Genomic DNA, 19,974 nt, shown 5'->3' with positions numbered 1-19,974 from the left:
TCTCAACCATGAACAGCAAACACATAATTCTCCGATCGCTGCTTCTGGGCAGCCTCGCGGCGCTCGCCTGCGCATGTGACCTCACGGAGAGCATGCGCACCGAAGCCGACCGTACGATCATCTTCGGCAAGGAGTCCGGACTGGAGCTCTATACCAATTCGTTCTACAAGGATCTGCCGACCCTGAGCAACTGCTACCAGCAGGATGCCATGTGCGACATCGCCGCCGTGCAGGGCGTCAACCAGTTCCTCACGAGCGGCTACACGGCCGAAACCTCCACCAGCTGGAGCTGGGGCACGCTGCGCAACATCAACTACTTCATCGACGGATGCTACTCCGACGACTGTGCCGTCGAGGCCTCGGCCCGCGACAACTACGTCGGAATCGCCCGCTGGTTCCGCGCCTGGTTCTACTACACCAAACTGCGGCAGTACGGCGCCGTGCCCTGGTTCGAACACCAGCTGCAGCCCGACGACATGGACCTCATGTACAAGGACCGCGACTCGAGAGACGTGATCATCCGCAACCTGATCGCCGACCTCGACTTCGCCTACGATCACATCACGACCACCTCGTCGGTCGGTAACTCGCTGATCTCGAAATATGCGGCCGCGGCGCTGAAGTCCCGCGTCTGCCTCTTCGAGGCCTCCTACCGCCGTTACCATGCCGACGAACCCGCGATCGCCGCACTGACGGAGTTCACGCCCGAGGAGCTCTACGCCCAGGCCGTCGATGCCGCCCGCAAGGTCATCGACAGCAAGCTCTATTCGCTCAACAAGGCCGGCGAGACCCCCTATCGCGACCTCTTCACGCGGGAATCGCCCCTGACCAACGAAAACATCCTGGTGCTGTGCGCCAGCGGCGCCAACGGCTATCTGGGAACGACCAACTGGTGGTTCAACGTGGCCACCTACGGCAGAATGTGGAGCCCGGTCCGCTCGTTCGTCAACACCTACCTCAACACCGACGGTTCGCGCTTCACGGATCAGGCCGATTACGCCCGGAAGAGCTTCTCCCAGGAGCTCGTCGGACGTGACAAACGCCTCGAACAGAGCATCCGCGGTCTGAACTACCTCTACGACGGCGAGGTCACCGTCGCGCAGCTCGGCATCGCCAACCTGACGGGCTATCACATGATCAAGTTCTCGCAGGACGGCCAACAGTACGAAAACGGCAAAAACACCAACAGCATTCCGATCATCCGCTATGCCGAGGTGCTGCTCAACTACGCCGAGGCCCAGGCCGAACTCAACGGCGGAAGCCTTTCGGCCTCGGACTGGGAGCTGACGATCGGCGCCCTGCGCGAGCGGGCCGGCGTCTCCCCGACCCAGCCGACCTCCGTCGACACCTATCTGCAGAAGACCTTCTATCCCGATCTGACGAGTGTCGATCTGCTCGAGATCCGTCGCGAACGAGCCATCGAACTGCTCTGCGAAGGATTCCGCTTCGACGACCTGCGGCGCTGGAAATGCGGCGAACTGCTCGTCACGCTGCCCTGGAACGGCATCCACTTCCCGGCACTCAACACCCCCCACGACCTCAACGGCGACGGGGTGACCGACGTCTGCATCCTGACTCCCGGTTCGAACGCCCCGTCGGGTTTTGCGGGAACGACCGTCGAACTGAAGGTCGTCTTCGAAAACGAAAGCGAGGTCTCGACCGAAGCCTTCAAGGAGGACGGCACACTCAAGGCCTCCTACTATGCCGTAGGTTCCGATCAGACGGGATACGACCTCTACTGGTTCCCGGGTGAGGAGCGGATCTGGTATGACGACGACCGGCAGTATCTCTATCCGATCCCGGCCCAGGAGATCCGCAACTACCTCGCGGCCGGATATACGCTGACCCAGAACCCCGGCTGGACCAACTAACCGTAAAAAAAGTACAACCATGAATATCAAGACGTTGTTTTTATTCCTGATCGCGGGAACGCTGCTGACGGCCGGATGCGGAGACAGCGATCCCGACTTTTCGGAATTCTACAAGGGCCCCGAAACCGAGGAGCCCGAAACCCCCGACGAACCCACTGATCCGGATGCCACGCAGATGACCGTCAAGGCCATGTCGTTCAACATCCGCTATGCCAACAGCAACAATCCCGAAATGGACGGCGAAAACCGCTGGGACTATCGCAAAGTGGCCTTCGGACCGATGATCGACGAACAGCAGCCCACGGTGATCGGCGTACAGGAGGCCCGTCCCATCCAGCTGAGCTATCTCGAAACGGCCTGGCCCGACTACAAATGGCTCGGCGTCGGACGCCGCAACAACAATTCGGCCAACGACGAGTTCGTTCCGGTCTTCTACCGCTCCTCGGAGGTCGAGCCCGCCTCGGGCGGACGTCTGAACGTGGACTGGGGCTACTTCTGGCTCTCGGACACCCCCTCCATTCCCGGTTCGGCATACGAAGGGTCCGCCCAACCGCGCATGGCCACCTGGGTCATCCTGCGGCACAAGGAGACGGGAGCCCGGTTCTTCTTCATCAACACCCACATCGACGTCAACGGTACCGACGATCAGGTACCCGTCAAACAGGTGATCGTCCTCAAGGAGCAGATCGACCGCCTCAACGTCGACAACCTGCCTCTGATCCTGACCGGCGACTTCAACAAGACGCTCTACGCCCAGCCCTACATCTTCGGTCCGCTCGAAGAGATGACCAACGTGCGGGACTATCTCAGCCGGATCGACAACGGCCGGAACTCCGACAATTCGCCGACCTACCAGGGCTTCGGATCCTCGTCGGGGCTGATCGTCGACCACATCTTCTGCTCGGTTTTCATCCCGGAAAAATACGCCGTCATCAAAAAGGAGTACGAAGGGGTGAAGTACATCTCCGACCACTATCCCATTCTGGGGACGCTAACCTGTACAATTGACAAATGACCATGAAACGGATTCTTTATGCCATACTGGCTGTCATGACGCTGGCAGCATGCACGCCCGACGAGGAGATCCGGGCGCACGCCGGATTCACCACCGACAAGGAGGAGTACCGGACCGGCGATCTGGTGACGATCACCAACACGGCAAGCGCCGAAAATGCCGAGATTGCCGTCTGCAAATGGGAATACATGGGGCAGACGCTCTATGATCTGGGGGCTCCCGAGCCCTTCTACGTCGATCAGGGTGGCGAATACGTCGTCCGTCAGACGGTGACCACCAACCGCGGTTCGCAGAAGGATGTCTTCGAGAAGGTCATCCGCGTGATCGACGACAACACGCCGCCCGTGGCCGACTTCACCTGGAAGGTGAACGGCGAAGAGGGGGCCACCATTCAGGCCAATCAGGAGGTCGAGTTCATCGACCGCTCGACCGATCCCGACGAAGACGGTTCGATCGTCGCCTGGGAGTGGTCGTTCGGCGGCGAGGTGGTGACAATCTCCGACCCGGAAGAGGCCGCCTCCGTCAAGCACACCTTCGGCTCGCACGGCAAGACCGAGATCAAACTCACCGTCACGGACAACCGCCGCTCGAAGAACACGAAGAGCGTGACGATCACCATCGCCAAGAGTCCGACGAGCATGGGTATCCTCTGGTCGTATCCCTACGACACGGAGGGTACGGTACAGGGATCGTCGCCGGCCGTGAGCCCCGACGGCAGCATGGTCTACGTCCTCTCGTCGGGATACCATCTGACCGGAGTCTCGGCCGGGGCGGACGGCGGTCAGGAGAGTTGCCGGATCGATCTGGATCCCGACCAGTCGACGATCGTCGACCCCTTCACGCTGACCCCCTCGGTCGATGAGGACGGAACGGTCTATGCCGTCGGTTACCAGCGCATCGACGGTGCCGATCACGCCGCACTCTACATCATCCGCGACGGCAGGATCCTCCGTACGGGCGATGCCGGATCCATCAACAAGAACGAACACTTCTTCTTCGGTTCGCCGGCCATCCTCGACTACAATGCCCGCAAGTATGTAATCGTTGCAGCCAAGAACCTCACCAACAACAATCCCAGCATGAACGGCGGAAGCGCCCATGTCCAGATATTCGATCCGACGTCGGGTGCGGGCATCGTGGGTCTGCACGCCAATTCGGGATCGTTCGGAAGTCCCGTGGCGCTGAAAAACGGCATCATTCTGGCCAGCGGCGGCGGAAACTACGGTACGCGCATCTACCTGCCCACGGGCGACTCCTGGGCCTTCAACCGCCCCGACAGCGGCAACGACAACACCGGAAACCTCGGTGCCAACAGCTATCGCATCTCCCAGTACGGAAGTTCGATCGCCGTGGGCAAGGACGGTAAGACGGTCTATATCGTCGGACAGAAACAGGACAACTCGAGCGCCATGCTGCTGAGCTACGACGTATCGGGCATTCTGGCCGCTCCGAACACCATCAAACCGGCTCCGCTGTGGTCGCAGACGCTCAAGGGCAATCTGGTCTCGAAGAAAGCTCCGGGCGGCGTGGCTCTCGGCGAGGACGGCACGATCTACGTCACGACCTGCTCGCCCGGATACGTCACGGCCGTATCGTCCGACGGTTCGCAGATCCTCTGGGAGCATGCCGCCGCCGGCGAGATCACCGGAACCCCGGCCGTGGGCAACGACAACGCCGTCTACTACAACGACACGACCAACGGCAACCTCGTCAAGCTCGACGCCAAAAGCGGCACACAACTCGTTGCGCTCCACCTGGCCGACAAGCTGGACTCCTCGCCGACGATCGCGCCCAACGGCGTCATCTACTGCAACGGCATGCTGAACAACCAGCCGACCCTCTTTGCCGTGGATGCCACGGCCACGGCTCCGGCGGATTCCTGGTCGCAGATGGCCGGCAATCCGAGCAAAACCGCCTGCCGGTATTGATTCAGAAAACAAATCCCCCAACTCCGGAAAACGCCGGCTGCCCGATCGGGCAGTCGGCGTTTCCTCGTCATACGCGGGCCACAAACTCCTCCAGCGCCCCAAGATCCACCTCGAGCGGATCGGCATGCTGCGGGAGGCTAGTCAGCGACTCAAGCCGTTCGGGCAACGGAACCTGCCGTCCGGTCACCGAGGAGATCACCTCGCCGAACTTCGCCGGATGGGCCGTCGAGAGGTAGAAGCCCGGCTTGCCCACGGCCACCGACGCCGCGTAACCGACGGCGCTGTGCGGATCCGACAGGTAGCCGCTACGCTCGTACAACGTGTCGATCGTCCGCCGGATCGTGGCGTTGTCACACCGATAGCCGGTCAGTTCGGCCCGCAGCGCATCGGGGTCACCGCCGCAGAGCCATAGCATCCGCTCGAAATTGCTCGGAGCCCCGACATCCATCGCGCTGGCCGGCGTGCGGACCGAAGGCCGGGGCAGATAAATGCCCGTTTCGAGAAACTCCGGCACCACGTCGTTGAGATTCGAAGCCGCCACGAAGCCCTCGACCGGAAGCCCCATCCTGCGTGCCAGCATGCCGGCCGCCAGATTGCCGCAGTTGCCGCTCGGGACGACGATCACGGGATGGTCGCCCCCCGTCTCCCGCCGCCAGAGGAAATAGCCGTAAAAGTAGTAGAAGGCCTGCGGGATCCAGCGCAGCAGGTTGATCGAGTTGGCCGACGTGACACGGCGCCGGTGCCGGAACGCTTCGTCGGCGAAGAGCTCCTTGACCAGCCGCTGGCAGTCGTCGAACGATCCGTTGACCCGCAGCGGGTGGATGTTGCCGCCCAGGGCCGTCATCTGGCACTCCTGCAGGCGGCTGATCCGCCCCTCGGGGTAGAGCACCACCACATCGACACCCGGAACGTTGTAAAAACCGTGGGCCACGGCACTGCCCGTATCGCCCGACGTGGCCGTCAGGATCACCAGCCGCTCGCCGCCGCGGTCCAGCAGACCCGTCATCCGTCCCATGAACCCCGCCCCGAAATCCTTGAAGGCACAGGTCGGGCCGTGGAAGAGTTCGAGCGTGTAGCGGCGGTCGCCGACCCGTCGCAGCGGCACCGGAAAATCATACAACGAGGCCAGTTGGCGAGCGATCTCCTGCGGGTCGAGATCCCCGTCGAAAAAGAGGCCGGCCAGGTAGCTCGCCAGCGAGGCATACGATTCGTCGGCCCGGCGCTCGGCCTCCGAAAGATCGGCCTGCGGAATCCGTTCCGGCACGAAAAGGCCTCCGTCCGGGGCCAAACCCATCATCACGGCCTCGCGCAGCGACTGACCGTGTTCGCGTTTCTGATCGCGTGTGCTGTACCACTTCATGAGATCTGCTGTTTTACGATTCGACAATCCGCGCTCCGGCATTCGAGACCCGTCCGGCATAGGTGTGGCTGGCAATCCCCCGCCCGGCAAAGTGACGCTCCATGCAGTCGGCGATGCGGCAGGCCACGGCGTAATCCGAAGCCAGCGCAAAGACCGACGGTCCCGATCCGGCGATATTCAGCGCCAGAGCCCCCTGCCCCATTGCCTCTTGCTTGAGCACATCGTAGTCCGGAATGAACCCCTTGCGGTAGGGCTCGACAACGGCATCCTGCATCGAACGGCCGATCAACGCCACGTCGCGCAGGGCAAAGCCCGCCACCAGTCCGCCGACATTGCCCCACTGCTTGACGGCCTTCGAAAGCGGGATCTCGTGCGGCAGCACCTCGCGGGCCATCTTCGTGCTGACGACAATCTGCGGATGGACCACCGCATAGAAGAAGTTGTCGGGAACGGGCAGCCGCACGATATCGAAAGGTTCGTAACCGCGGATCAGCACCACCCCGCCCAACAGGGCCGGTCCCACGTTGTCGGCATGGGCCGTCCCGCCCTGCAGCGCCTCGCCCAGCATGGCGAACTCGACGAGCTGTTTGACCGAGAAGGGGCATCCCAGCAGTTCGTTGATCCCGTAGACGGCGGCGGCCGACGAGGCGGCGCTCGAACCGATACCGCTTCCGGGGACAATCTTCTCGAGCAGGCGGATGATGACCCGCACCGAGCCGCCATAAGCCGCCAGCATGGCCCGTACGGCCGGCGTGATGACATTCTCGTCGAGCGATTCGGGCAGTTCGACGCCGCTTTCGTTGCGGATCTCGAACCCTTCGGCATCGGGCTCGACCATGACCTCCATGCGGTCGCCCACGCCGTCGAGCGTCAGCCCCATGACATCGAATCCGCATCCCAGATTGGCCACCGTTCCCGGGGCAAAGACTTCTATGTGTTTCATTTCGATTCTGCTTTTTGGATGGATAAAACTTCGGAAATGGATGGCTCCGAATGGACGGTTCGTCCGACTGTGAGCCGGTGATCCGCCCCGTGAGGGCTGCCGCACCCGACAAGGGATGCATCAGCGCCGGATTCCTGTCTGGAATCGGTTCGGAGACTTTTTCGTTTGGTGAATATCCGCTCCGGCAACCTGGGCCGGGGAGCATGCGACGATGCGACGGATGATGATTACAGGACCCCCACAGGGGTGGTACCGGTACCGGTAAGGGTACGGAACGTGACAACGGCGGTCGTATGACCGACGGCGAAACCACCATGCGCCCTGCGGCCGGAGATTCCGACCCGGGAAAGAGCGGCTCCCAACCTTTCGAAGCGGGATCCGCACTCCCAAACAGGGGCGATATGGTTTCTCAGAAGTTTCATCAAGGGCAAATATAAAACAAATTTTTTAAAAATCCAAATCCGCATAACAATTCGTAATCATTTTTCAACACAAACAAGAATACCTCATTATATATATGTATAAGACAACACGTTCCACGCACAATCACCTCAAAAAATCGTAATTACCCAGAATATCACCCAATCGGCACCATCCGCCACCGAGACAAAAGGACGACTTGCCATCCCAAAAGATGAATCAGATCATAAGATAACACCCCTCAATTTTTGCAAACAGTAATCAAAATACCCAAATACCACTTTCAAATCGCCATGTTATTAAATTTTTTTAGGAAATTTCTTGCTCTTTCGCTCCGAGTTTGCTATCTTTGCTTCACAACTGAAACAGAAACGAAGGCATGAAAGCCCTGAACCATTCGAATATCGTCGTCATTAACGTCATTAACGTGCTGCTCGTGGTCAACGAATTGATAACGGGAGAAAGGTGACGTACCTGTTCGAAGCATAACGAGAACCTTTCTCCCGGCCGGGAGAAAGGTTCTTTCGTTTCATAGCCCCAAAGTCGAAGCAAACATGGAATCCCAACAGATGAAACACCCCCTCAGAAGCGCCGCCACCCTCTCGGGGCGCCGCATGGCCGGAGCCCGCAGCCTCTGGCGCGCAAACGGCATGCGCGAGGAGCAATTCGGACGTCCGGTCATCGGCATCGCCAACTCCTTCACGCAGTTCGTCCCCGGGCACGTCCACCTGCACGAGGTCGGCCAACTGGTCAAACAACGCATCGAAAGCCTCGGCTGCTTCGCCGCCGAATTCGACACCATCGCCATCGACGACGGTATCGCCATGGGCCACGACGGCATGCTCTACTCGCTGCCCTCGCGCGAGATCATCGCCGACAGCGTCGAGTACATGGCCAACGCCCACAAGATCGACGCCCTGGTCTGCATCTCGAACTGCGACAAGATCACCCCCGGCATGCTGATGGCCGCCATGCGCCTCAACCTGCCGACGATCTTCGTCTCGGGAGGCCCGATGGAGGCCGGACGCCTCGACGACCGGCGGCTCGATCTGATCGACGCCATGGTCATGTCGGCCGACGCCAGATACTCGGACGAGGAGATCGCCCGCGTCGAACGCGCGGCCTGCCCCGGATGCGGCTCCTGCTCGGGGATGTTCACCGCCAACTCAATGAACTGCCTGACCGAGGCGCTGGGGCTCTCGCTGCCCGGCAACGGGACGATCGTCGCCACACACGCCAACCGCCGCCAGCTGTTCGAGGATGCCGCAGCGCTGATCGTCCGCAACGCCGAGCGTTACTACTTCGAGGGCGACGAACGCGTCCTGCCCCGCTCGATCGCCACGAAGGCCGCCTTCGAGAATGCCATGTCGCTCGACATCGCCATGGGAGGTTCGACCAACACGGTGCTCCACCTGCTGGCCGTGGCCCATGAGGCACAGGTCGACTTCACGATGCAGGACATCGACCGTCTCTCGCGGCGGGTGCCCGTCCTCTGCAAGGTGGCCCCCAACTCCCACTACCACATCGAGGATGTCAACCGTGCCGGCGGCATTCTCTCGATTCTGGGCGAACTCGACCGCGGCGGGCTGCTCGACACGTCGGTCTGGCGCGTCGACGGACGCACGCTGGGCGAGGCGATCGCCGCGGGGGACGTACGCCGTCCGACGGCCGCAGATGCCGCACGGCGCCGTTCGCTGAGCGCCCCGGCCGGCCACTACAGCCGCGAAATGGCCTCGCAGCAGTGCTACTACGAGGAGCTCGACACGGACCGCACGGCAGGCTGTATCCGCGATCTGGACCACGCCTACTTCCGCGACGGAGGGCTGGCCGTACTGACGGGCAACATCGCCCGCTCGGGGTGCGTCGTCAAGACGGCCGGCGTCGACGAGCGGCTCTTCGTCTTCCGCGGCCGGGCCCGCGTCTACGAGTCGCAGGAGCAGGCCATGCACGGCATCCTCAACGACGAGGTTCAACCGGGCGAGGTGGTTGTCATCCGCTACGAAGGGCCCAAGGGCGGCCCCGGCATGCAGGAGATGCTCTACCCGACGTCGTACCTCAAGTCGAAGCATCTGGACAAGGTCTGCGCGCTGATCACCGACGGGCGCTTCTCGGGCGGCACGTCGGGACTCTCGATCGGGCACGTCTCTCCCGAGGCGGCCGCCGGAGGCGAGATCGCCGTCGTCCGCACGGGCGACGAGATCGAGATCGACATTCCGAAGCGTTCGATCCGCCTCGTCGTCGACGATCGGGAGCTCTCGGCCCGCATGGCCGCACAGAGGCAATTCCGACCGGCAGCCCGCGACCGGCAGGTTCCACGATCGCTGCAAGCCTACGCCCGGCTCGTAAGTTCGGCCGACCGCGGCGCCGTGCGGATCCTCGACGACGAGGAGGCCTAACATTGAGAATGGATCACCGACCACGAAAAACATTCACGCCATGCATACTTCATCCGACGAAGCGCAACAAACCATCGACGGGGTCCGCATGACCGGATCACGGGCGCTGCTCGAATCGTTTCTGATCGAAGGGGTCGACACGCTGTTCGGCTATCCGGGCGGGGCCATCATCCCGGTCTACGACGCCCTGTACGACTACCGCGACCGGCTGCGCCACATCCTGGTGCGCCACGAGCAGGGTGCCGTCCACGCCGCGCAGGGCTACGCCCGCGTCAGTGGCCGCGTGGGGGTCTGTCTGGTCACCTCGGGCCCCGGCGCCACGAACACCGTCACGGGGCTGGCCGACGCCCTGATGGACTCCACACCGATCGTGCTCATCACCGGACAGGTCGGCTCCTCGCTGCTGGGTACCGACGCCTTTCAGGAGACCAACTTCATCGGCATCACGCAGGCCGTCACCAAGTGGAACTGTCAGGTCAAGCGCGCCGAGGAGATTCCGGCGGCCATCGCCAAGGCCTTTTTCGTCGCCCGTTCGGGGCGTCCAGGGCCCGTGGTGGTCGACATCACGAAGGATGCGCAGTGCGGCGTGGCGCCGTTCCACTACGAACGGGTCACCGCGATCCGCAGCTACGTCCCCGTTTCGGAGCCCGACCCCGCACGGCTGGACGAGGCGGCACGGCTCATCGACGAGGCACAGCGTCCGCTGGTGATGGTCGGACAGGGCGTCCTGCTCGGAAACGCCGAGGCACAGTTGCGCGCCTTCCTCGAAAAGAGCGGCATGCCCGTGGCCTCAACGCTGCTCGGGCTGTCGGCCGTGCCGACCGACGCGCCGCAATACGTCGGCATGCTCGGCATGCACGGCAACTACGGACCCAACATCCGCAACCGCGAGTGTGACCTGATCGTCGCCGTGGGGATGCGTTTCGACGACCGCGTGACGGGTTCGCCCGCCCACTTCGCCGAGAATGCCCGCGTCATCCATCTGGAGATCGACCCCGCGGAGATCGGCAAGATCATCCCGGCCGACGTCCCCGTGGCGGGCGACGTGCGGCAGACGCTGCCGATGCTAACCGAGCGCATCCACAGCCGCGACCACAGCGCGTGGATCGAGGGATTCCGCGCCTGCGACCGCATCGAGCGCGAACGCGTCATCGACAAGGCCCTTCACCCGGCGGGCGGAAGGATCCACATGGGCGAGGCGGTCGATACGGTGGCCCGCGCCTACGCGAACGACGCCGTGGTGGTCACCGACGTCGGACAGCAGCAGATGTTCGCCGCACGCTACTTCGGATTCCGCCACACGCGCAGCCTCGTCACCTCGGGCGGCCTCGGGACGATGGGCTTCGGGTTGCCGGCCGCCATCGGTGCCAAACTCGGCGCCCCGGAGCGCGACGTGGTGCTATTCGTCGGCGACGGCGGGCTGCAGATGACCATTCAGGAGCTGGGAACGATCTTCCAGTCGAAGGTCCCGGTGAAGATCGTCCTGCTGAACAACTCGTTCCTCGGCATGGTCCGCCAGTGGCAGGAGCTCTTCTACGACTCGCGCTACTCGTTCACCGAACTCACGAACCCCGACTTCGGGATGATCGCCCGCGCCAACGGCCTCGGCTACCGCCGCGTCGAGAGCCGCGAAGAGCTCGCCGACGCCGTGGCCGAAATGAAAGCCTCGCAGGAAGCCTATCTGCTGGAGGTCTGCGTCGAAAGCCAGGAAAACGTCTTCCCGATGGTCCCCGCCGGAGCCCCCGCTGCGGAGATCCGTCTCGAATAAACCGTATCGGAACATGGAAACGGAACAGGAATACATCATCACCGTATTTTCGGAAAACAAGGTCGGTCTGCTGAGCCAGATCACCACGGTCTTCACCTGCCGCAACGTCAACATCGAGAGCCTGACCACCTCGGAGTCAGCCCTGCCCGGCATTCACAAGTTCACGATCGTCGTGCGCACGGCGCCCGAAACCGTGGAGAAGGTCGTGCGGCAGATCGAGAAGAAGATCGACGTGCTGAAGGCCTTCGTCTATCGGCCCGAAGAGGTCGTCCAGCAGGAGATCGCCCTCTACAAGGTGACGCGCAGCAACAGCGTCGAACAGCTCGTCCGGCGCCACAACGTCCGCATCCTGGAGGTCGACGCCGACTACATCGTCGTCGAAAAGACCGGCCACAAGGAGGAGACCCAGCAGCTGTTCCGCCTGCTGCAGCCCTACGGCGTCCAGCAGTTCGTACGCAGCGGCACGGTGGCGGTCATCAAGTCGCGGCGCGAACTGCTGAACGAATACCTCGAGGAGCTCGAAAAGATGCGCCGACAGCCACAGTCCGAACCGTGCAATGCCTGAAAAGACGATGAGACGGGCCGGCATGACCCGCAAAACCCAATCTGAAAAAACAGTTCAACAAACCAAAACAATAAAAAACTATGGCAAAGATCAATTTCGGCGGCGTCGAGGAGAACGTCGTAACCCGCGAAGAGTTTCCGCTGAAGAAGGCTCTCGAAACCCTGAAGGACGAAACCATCGCCGTCATCGGCTACGGCGTGCAGGGCCCCGGACAATCGCTCAACCTGCGCGACAACGGCTTCCGCGTGATCGTCGGACAGCGCAAGGGCTCGAAGAGCTGGGACAAGGCCCTGGCCGACGGATGGGTGCCGGGCGAGACGCTCTTCGAGATCGAAGAGGCCGCCCAGCGCGGTACGATCATCCAGTACCTGCTCTCGGATGCCGGGCAGATCGCCGTCTGGCCCACCATCAAGAAGCACCTCACGCCGGGCAAGGCCCTCTACTTCTCGCACGGCTTCGGCATCACCTACAAGGACCGCACGGGAATCATCCCGCCGGCCGACGTCGACGTCATCCTGATCGCCCCCAAGGGTTCGGGCACCTCGCTGCGGCGGATGTTCCTCCAGGGCCGCGGTCTGAACTCGAGCTACGCCGTCTTCCAGGATGCCACGGGGCGCGCCATGGAGCGCGTCATCGCCCTCGGTATCGGCGTCGGTTCGGGCTATCTGTTCGAGACCGATTTCCAGCGCGAGGTCTACTCCGACCTCACGGGCGAACGCGGCACGCTGATGGGTGCCATCCAGGGGATCTTCGCCGCCCAGTATGACACGCTGCGCGCCCACGGTCACACCCCCTCGGAGGCCTTCAACGAGACCGTCGAGGAGCTCACGCAGTCGCTTATGCCGCTGGTGGCCGAAAACGGCATGGACTGGATGTATGCCAACTGCTCGACCACGGCCCAGCGCGGTGCGCTGGATTGGTGGAAGCGTTTCCGCGACGCCACGAAGCCCGTCTTCGAGGAGCTCTACGAGAGCGTCCGCAGCGGCAACGAGGCCCAGATCTCGATCGACGCCAACAGCCAGCCCGACTACCGCACGAAGCTCAACGAAGAGCTGCGCCAGATGCGCGAAAGCGAGATGTGGCAGGCCGGCGCCGTCGTCCGCAAACTCCGCCCCGAAAACAACTGACTGCAATAGACCAAACACCCAAAACGAAGAACTATCATGTGTGGATTCGTAGGATTGTTCGACATCCGGCAGCAGTCGGATGCGCTGCGCACCCAGGTGCTGAAAATGTCGAAGCAGATTCGCCACCGCGGCCCCGACTGGTCGGGGATCTACTGCGGAGAGCGGGCGATTCTGGCGCACGAACGCCTCTCGATCGTCGACCCTCAGTCGGGCCGGCAACCCCTGTACAGCCGCGACGGAAAGCTCGTGCTGGCCGTCAACGGCGAAATCTACAATCACCGCGAAATCCGCGCCGAGCTCGCCTCGGAGTACGACTTCATGACCGGTTCGGACTGCGAGGTGATCCTGCCCCTCTACCGGAAGATGGGACTCGGACTGCTCGAGAAGATCAGCGGCATCTTCGCCTTCGCCCTCTACGACATCGAACACGACGAGTACCTCATCGCCCGCGATCCGATCGGCGTCATTCCGCTCTACATCGGCTGGGACCGCGACGAGCAGTTCTACGTCGCCTCGGAGCTGAAGGCCCTCGAAGGGGTCTGCACAACGATCCAGCCCTTCCTGCCCGGCCACTACTGGTCGTCGCGTGAAGGCAAGATGGTCCGCTGGTACCGCCGCGACTGGTTCGACTACGACGCCGTGAAGGATAATCCGGCCGACATCGGCGAACTCCGCACGGCGCTCGAGGAGGCCGTCCGCCGGCAGCTGATGTCCGACGTGCCGTACGGCGTGCTGCTCTCCGGAGGTCTCGACTCGTCGATCATCTCGGCCGTGGCCAAGAAGTACGCCGACCGCCGCATCGAAAGCGGCGGCCGCGAAGAGGCCTGGTGGCCCCAGCTGCACTCCTTTGCCGTGGGACTCGAGGGTTCGCCCGACCTGGCCGCCGCCCGCAAGGTCGCCGACCACATCGGTACCGTCCACCACGAGATCCACTACACGATCCAGGAGGGGTTGGACGCCATCCGCGACGTGATCTACTACATCGAAACCTACGACGTGACCACGGTCCGCGCCTCGACCCCGATGTATCTGCTGGCCCGCGTCATCAAGTCGATGGGCATCAAGATGGTCCTCTCGGGCGAGGGGGCCGACGAGATCTTCGGCGGATACCTCTACTTCCACAAGGCCCCCGATGCGCGGGCCTTCCACGAGGAGACCGTGCGCAAACTCGGCCGGCTGCATCTCTACGACTGCCTCCGGGCCAACAAGTCGCTGGCGGCGTGGGGCGTCGAGGGGCGCGTGCCGTTCCTCGACAAGGAGTTCCTCGACGTGGCCATGCGCCTCAACCCCGCAGCCAAGATGGCCGGCCAGGGTCGCATCGAAAAGTGGGTGCTGCGCAAGGCCTTCGAGGATATGCTCCCCGCGGAGATCGTCTGGCGCCAGAAGGAGCAGTTCTCCGACGGCGTGGGTTACAGCTGGATCGACACGCTCAAGCGCATCACCTCCGAGGCGGTCTCCGACCGCGAAATGGAGCACGCCGCCGAGCGGTTCCCGATCAACCCGCCGCAGAACAAGGAGGAGTACTTCTACCGCTCGATTTTCGAGGAGCACTTCCCCTCACAAACCGCCGCCGCCACGGTGCCCTCTGTCCCGTCGGTGGCCTGCAGCACGGCCGAAGCGCTGGTCTGGGACCAATCGTTCGCCAACTGCAACGACCCCTCGGGCCGTGCCGTGCTCGGCGTACACAACACCGATCTCACGCACAAGATCTGATTTCCCGATCCGAGACTCAACGAAAGGACCGCCGGCCCGATGGGCGGCGGTCCTCTTTTTACCCGAAACCGAAACCGCGCGCCTCTCTTTTCGACAGATCGGTCGGTTTCCGCTTGGCCGTGCGGGCAAATTTTCCTACCTTTGTCAGACAAAACGCTGCAAAATCTAAACTCTACCTGATATGTACGATCATGACAACCGGGTGGTCATCACCCTCGATGCCGGCGGCACGAACTTCGTCTTCGGAGCCATGCAGGCCAACCACTTCATCGTCGAACCCGTCACCATGCCCTCGCACGCCGACAATCTGGATCAGTGCCTGGCCACGATGATCGACGGATTCCGGCAGATCATCGACCGGCTTGCGGAGAAACCCGTCGCCATCAGCTTCGCTTTCCCCGGCCCGGCCGACTACCCCAACGGCATCATCGGCGGTTATCTGCCCAACTTCCCGTCGTTCCGTGACGGCGTGGCGCTGGGCCCCTTCCTCGAGGCGACGTTCGGCATCCCGGTCTTCATCAACAACGACGGCGACCTGTTCGCCTACGGTGAGGCCCTGGGCGGCGCCCTGCCCCAGATCAACGCCCGTCTCGAGGCACTCAACAGCCCCAAACGCTACAAGAACCTGCTGGGATATACGTTCGGAACGGGTTTCGGCATCGGCATCGTCGTCGACAACCGCCTCAACCGCGGCGACAACTCCTGCGTCGAGACCTTCTGCCTGCGCCACAAGAAATACCCCGACATCATCGTCGAGGACGGCGTCTCGGTCCGCGCCATCAAACGCGTCTACGGCGAACTGAGCGGCAACCCCGACCACGGTTTCGAACCCAAGGAGATCTGCGAAATCGCCGACGGAACCCGCCCGGGCGACATGGAGGCGGCCCGCAAGGCCTTTGCCGAGTTCGGTGAGGTGGCCGGCGACGCCATGGCTACGGCCGTGACGCTGATCGACGGTCTGATCGTCATCGGCGGAGGAATCACCGCCGCCCGCAAGTGGATCATGCCCAGCCTGCTGCACGAACTGCGCTCGAAGATCCACCAGCTCAACGGCAACGAACTCAACCGCGTACAGATGAAGGTCTACGATCTGGACAACGAGGCCGAATTCCTCGAATTCGCCCGCGGCGACCAGCGTACGCTCCAGGTCTACGGCACGGACCGCTACGTGGTTTACGATCCGCAGAAACGCATCGGCGTGATGATCTCCAAACTGGGCGCCAGCCAGGCCATCTCGGTCGGCGCCTACGCCTTCGCACTGAGTCAACTCGATGCACAAAACGCATAACGACATGTACAAGTTTCAACCGATTCTGAAATCCCTGATCTGGGGCGGCGAGAAGATCGCCCCCTACAAACAGATCGAAACCGAACAACACAACATCGGTGAGAGCTGGGAACTCTCAGGGGTCGAAGGCAACGAATCCGTCGTTGCGAACGGTCCCGAGGCCGGCACCAAACTCCCGGATCTGCTGGCCCGTCACGGCGCCGCACTGCTGGGCAAGGCCAACTACGAGCGTTTCGGCAACGAATTCCCGCTGCTGATCAAGTTCATCGATGCCCGGCAGGACCTCTCGATCCAGGTACACCCCAACGACAAGCTGGCCTGGGAACGCCACCACTCGAAGGGCAAGACCGAAATGTGGTATGTCGTGGCCACCGATCCCGGAGCCCATCTGCGTTCGGGCTTCTCGAAGCAGGTGACCCCCGAGGAGTATGAGGCCAGCGTCGGGAACAACACTATCACGGACATCCTGGCCGACTACGCCATTCGTCCGGGCGATGTCTTCTTCCTGCCCGCCGGCCGTGTCCACGCCATCGGTGCCGGATCGTTCATCGCCGAGATCCAGCAGACCTCGAACATCACCTACCGCATCTACGACTACGGCCGTGTAGGGGCCGACGGCAAACCCCGCGAGCTGCACACCGAGCTGGCCAAGGAGGCCATCGACTACACCGTGCTGCCCGATTACCGCACGCACTATACGCCGGCCCGCGATACGCGCGTCGAATTGGTTTCGTGCCCCTACTTCACCACGTCGCTCTTCGATCTGACCCGCGAGCAGACGCTCGACCTCTCGACGCTGGATTCGTTCGTCGTCGTCATGTGTCTCGAAGGTCACGGCACGCTGACCGACGACCGAGGCGAAACGATGACGGTCCATCAGGGCGAAACGGTGCTGTTGCCGGCCACGACATGCACGTTGCGCTTTACGCCCGAGGGTTCGATGAAGCTGCTCACAAGCTGGATCGCCTGACCCGGCGGAGGGAGGGCTCCTTTAAGAAAGGGGCTTTGTGGGCGGAGGAATCCACAAAGGGATTCCGATCCGGTTCCGCGCCTCGACAGTCGTATGCGGGTAAAGGCTGCGGAAACCGCTAAAGGTTCAGCAGCACATCCCCCCCCTCTTAAAGGGATCATTTCCGCGAAAGCAGGAATCCAGGATCGCCAAAACACGCCTCCGAAACAAACAATAAAGGCTGCCCATTTGGGCAGCCTTTATTCGTATCAACGTGTTTCGTTATTCGAGCGAGGAGCCGTAAGCAGCATGGTCCGCAGTAGGTTTAATAGTTCCCGTCGAAAGATCGACCTTGTCAATGAGATTATCAGTTCTATAGATTACCACATTAGACATCCCGCCAGGTAGAGCCTCTGCTGTAATACTTCCGGTAGCAGTACTGAACAACTTATACGCATATGAACTTGTAGTATTCGTATTGTAATACCTATTGTCATTAGCCGCAGAATTCACGGTTGTCGGATAGCTGCCACCTGCCAGAATGATTATTGCATTCGGATTCTGCTTCTGCGTGCTGTATATCAGATTCTTGCTGAATGTAACCTCTGCACATCCTCCGAGAATAAACAACGCATGGCCCGGTTGTCCTGAGGTATACCCCAATATATCGCCCGTCGAGTTGTTTACAAACTCAATCGACAGGTTTGAGGTATATGATCCCGATACCCACTTATGATAGAACAGCGATACGGGTTTGACAGTCCCAGCCTTAGCATAAATCACATTGTTCTCAAATACAATTTTTCGGAATTCAGTAAGACCAGTAGACAGATGTCCTTCTCCCACTTGGAAAAATGCATACGTACTACTTGCCTGAGTAAAATCGATTCCGATCTTGCAGTTCCGGAATATAATCTGCTCGATATATCCGTCGGTCGGGGAATTGCTAAATGTTCTTAACAAATTCTTATTGGCCCCGATGGTGATATCGCAGTCCTCAAATACAAGTATTTTTGCACCTCCAACTCCTGCTTCACCAGTAAGACCCATATAACAGTTGTCATCCATGCCTTGTGTCATATCAATTTCCAGATTCTTAAATCCGAAAATTGCATTCCGGTTTTGCATATCAAAACGCCCACTCATCTGTAGTTTCGTCTTCTTCTGTTTATTACGACCTATGAAAATTGATTGGTCTGACAGATAAATCGTTGCCGGATTCATAAAGGTATTATCAGCCTCGGTACCATCCAAGAAGTAGACCTTTGTTTCTTTATCGCCGGAAAGCGAACTAACAGACTCCGACGCCGTGTACAACTTGGCGCCCTCGCTATTTTTGTCATAAGATATGCCATTAACCTCGACACCCGAAGCATAATAGTCGTTCGGGTCGGGCGGGGTCTCCATCGTCGAAGTCGTAGCCGTGGCAATCTCACTGTATTGCTCACCCATGTAGGCCACTACATAGATCGTATACTCAGTCTCGGCCTTAAGCCCCTCGACCGTCACACTCGTTCCCAAAACAGCCGTACCCTCAGCAAAAACCTTTGCTGCTTCCGGAGCCTCGGATTTAGATTCCAAACATATATATTTCCAGCCGTCGGCATTGGCAACCTGCACATCAAACGTCAAAGCAACATCCGTCGGCAGAACCGTAGCAGACGGTGTCACCGAAGTTACCGTAGGTGGTTCGGCTGCGACACCCGTGCTCTGAACCTGAATCTTCGAAATGCACGAATACCGGCCGAACATGGCCAGAATAGCCACATCCTGCGACGAGTTGGCCGTAGCACGCGTAGCAGTCGTCCCGGCCGAAGCCAATGCTCCGGGGGCCTTTACGTAGAGTTTGGCCACATCCTCAACCGGATCGGTCAGACGCGCCGTCCAACCCTCGGGAGCCACCACGATTGTCTGGTCTATTCCCTTCATCTTTACATCGAAAGTCCGCTCGACGCCCGAATCGAACATCTGAATACCCTCCGTCGTCGTGACAATCTCGCAAAGCACATCGGCAACAATCGGGATCTGCAGCTCCTCGCCGCCGAGCAGTTTGATATAAAGAACGTTACCCTCGGTACGCACGCTGTCGAAGAACTTGTCGGTCACCGTGCCGCCGATGGCGCTGACATCCTCACCGGCCGTATTCTTGACATTCGTCCACCCGGACTCCTCGCCCGTCGTGTTGATCTGCCAGACACCCGTCTTCTCGTCGACGCGGAACTGCGGCGTCACACCGTCTTCGGCCACCGCATTCACATTCAAGGAGATGAAGTTCTTCCCGCTGTCGACCGAATACTGCCAGTTGCCCTGGGCATCGATCGATACCACCGGAATCACCGCCTCGGCCTCACTGCCCTGCGTCAGCGTGAGTGTCGTTCCGTTAGTCAGCTTCAGAGTGTAGGTACCGCCGGTTTCACTCACCTCGGAGATCGTCGCACCTCCGTTATAGAGTGCTTTCATCGCCTCGACGTTGTTGTTCAAGGCGTCGACCTGCGTCTCGAGGGCCTGAACCCGGCCCTTCAGATCGTCGATCGCATCCCACAGGTCGTCGTTGTTGTCGCACGACTGAAAGACCGCAGCCGCCGCAACGAATAACAAAATCAGATACTTTTTCATAATTTATCGTGTATT

13 protein-coding genes are annotated in these 19,974 nt (G+C 60.9%); 10 read left to right on the top strand and 3 right to left on the bottom strand.

Annotated features, from left to right (window positions below; translation table 11 throughout):
* Positions 1-8: 8 nt before the first annotated feature.
* From B5E60_RS00585 to B5E60_RS00575, 3 genes are read left to right on the top strand one after another with little or no spacing between them, the layout of a single operon-like run.
* Positions 9-1,871: a RagB/SusD family nutrient uptake outer membrane protein gene (locus B5E60_RS00585; RefSeq protein ID WP_087308945.1), complete on the top strand. Its 1,863-nt coding sequence runs from the start codon at positions 9-11 to the stop codon at positions 1,869-1,871.
* 19 nt (positions 1,872-1,890) lie between these two features.
* Positions 1,891-2,886, top strand: a complete 996-nt coding sequence (locus B5E60_RS00580; RefSeq protein ID WP_087308944.1) for an endonuclease/exonuclease/phosphatase family protein — start codon at positions 1,891-1,893, stop codon at positions 2,884-2,886.
* Between the two features lie 2 nt (positions 2,887-2,888).
* The gene (locus B5E60_RS00575) at positions 2,889-4,814 is read left to right on the top strand and encodes an outer membrane protein assembly factor BamB family protein (protein WP_162611576.1); all 1,926 of its coding nucleotides are present in this window, start codon (positions 2,889-2,891) and stop codon (positions 4,812-4,814) included.
* Positions 4,815-4,881: 67 nt separating this feature from the next.
* On the opposite strand, the gene thrC is transcribed toward B5E60_RS00575, so the two are convergent.
* Together thrC and B5E60_RS00565 are read right to left on the bottom strand one after the other, a co-directional pair.
* A complete protein-coding gene (thrC, locus tag B5E60_RS00570) occupies positions 4,882-6,174 on the bottom strand; it encodes a threonine synthase (protein ID WP_087308942.1) in 1,293 nt (430 codons plus the stop codon).
* A gap of 13 nt (positions 6,175-6,187) precedes the next feature.
* Positions 6,188-7,117 (bottom strand): homoserine kinase, encoded by a 930-nt coding sequence (locus tag B5E60_RS00565; protein ID WP_087308941.1) that lies wholly within the window; start codon positions 7,115-7,117, stop codon positions 6,188-6,190.
* A gap of 989 nt (positions 7,118-8,106) precedes the next feature.
* On the opposite strand from B5E60_RS00565, the gene ilvD reads away from it, so the two are divergent.
* From ilvD to B5E60_RS00525, 7 genes are all read left to right on the top strand, one after another.
* Complete coding sequence (ilvD, locus tag B5E60_RS00555; RefSeq protein WP_087309078.1) at positions 8,107-9,933, top strand: dihydroxy-acid dehydratase; 1,827 nt, start codon at positions 8,107-8,109, stop codon at positions 9,931-9,933.
* 40 nt (positions 9,934-9,973) lie between these two features.
* Complete coding sequence (ilvB, locus tag B5E60_RS00550) at positions 9,974-11,701, top strand: biosynthetic-type acetolactate synthase large subunit (protein ID WP_087308939.1); 1,728 nt, start codon at positions 9,974-9,976, stop codon at positions 11,699-11,701.
* Between the two features lie 13 nt (positions 11,702-11,714).
* Complete coding sequence (gene ilvN, locus B5E60_RS00545; RefSeq protein ID WP_087308938.1) at positions 11,715-12,266, top strand: acetolactate synthase small subunit; 552 nt, start codon at positions 11,715-11,717, stop codon at positions 12,264-12,266.
* An 80-nt stretch (positions 12,267-12,346) separates the two neighbouring features.
* Positions 12,347-13,393 (top strand): ketol-acid reductoisomerase, encoded by a 1,047-nt coding sequence (gene ilvC, locus B5E60_RS00540; RefSeq protein WP_087308937.1) that lies wholly within the window; start codon positions 12,347-12,349, stop codon positions 13,391-13,393.
* A gap of 36 nt (positions 13,394-13,429) precedes the next feature.
* A complete protein-coding gene (gene asnB, locus B5E60_RS00535) occupies positions 13,430-15,106 on the top strand; it encodes an asparagine synthase B (protein WP_087308936.1) in 1,677 nt (558 codons plus the stop codon).
* A gap of 181 nt (positions 15,107-15,287) precedes the next feature.
* A complete protein-coding gene (locus B5E60_RS00530; RefSeq protein ID WP_087308935.1) occupies positions 15,288-16,394 on the top strand; it encodes an ROK family protein in 1,107 nt (368 codons plus the stop codon).
* A gap of 4 nt (positions 16,395-16,398) precedes the next feature.
* Positions 16,399-17,364, top strand: coding sequence for a type I phosphomannose isomerase catalytic subunit (locus B5E60_RS00525; RefSeq protein WP_087309077.1), 966 nt, complete (start codon positions 16,399-16,401; stop codon positions 17,362-17,364).
* 261 nt (positions 17,365-17,625) lie between these two features.
* On the opposite strand, the gene B5E60_RS00520 is transcribed toward B5E60_RS00525, so the two are convergent.
* Positions 17,626-19,959 carry a PL29 family lyase N-terminal domain-containing protein gene (locus B5E60_RS00520; RefSeq protein WP_087308934.1) on the bottom strand — a complete coding sequence of 778 codons (2,334 nt, stop codon included), beginning with the start codon at positions 19,957-19,959 and terminating at the stop codon, positions 17,626-17,628.
* Positions 19,960-19,974: the final 15 nt, after the last annotated feature.

It is taken from the genome of Alistipes sp. An116 (assembly GCF_002161005.1).
In the GTDB taxonomy this organism is placed as follows: Bacteria; Bacteroidota; Bacteroidia; order Bacteroidales; family Rikenellaceae; genus Alistipes; species Alistipes megaguti.
The sequence above is the reverse complement of the archived record's forward strand: the minus strand, read 5'-3'. Positions and strand labels throughout refer to the sequence as shown.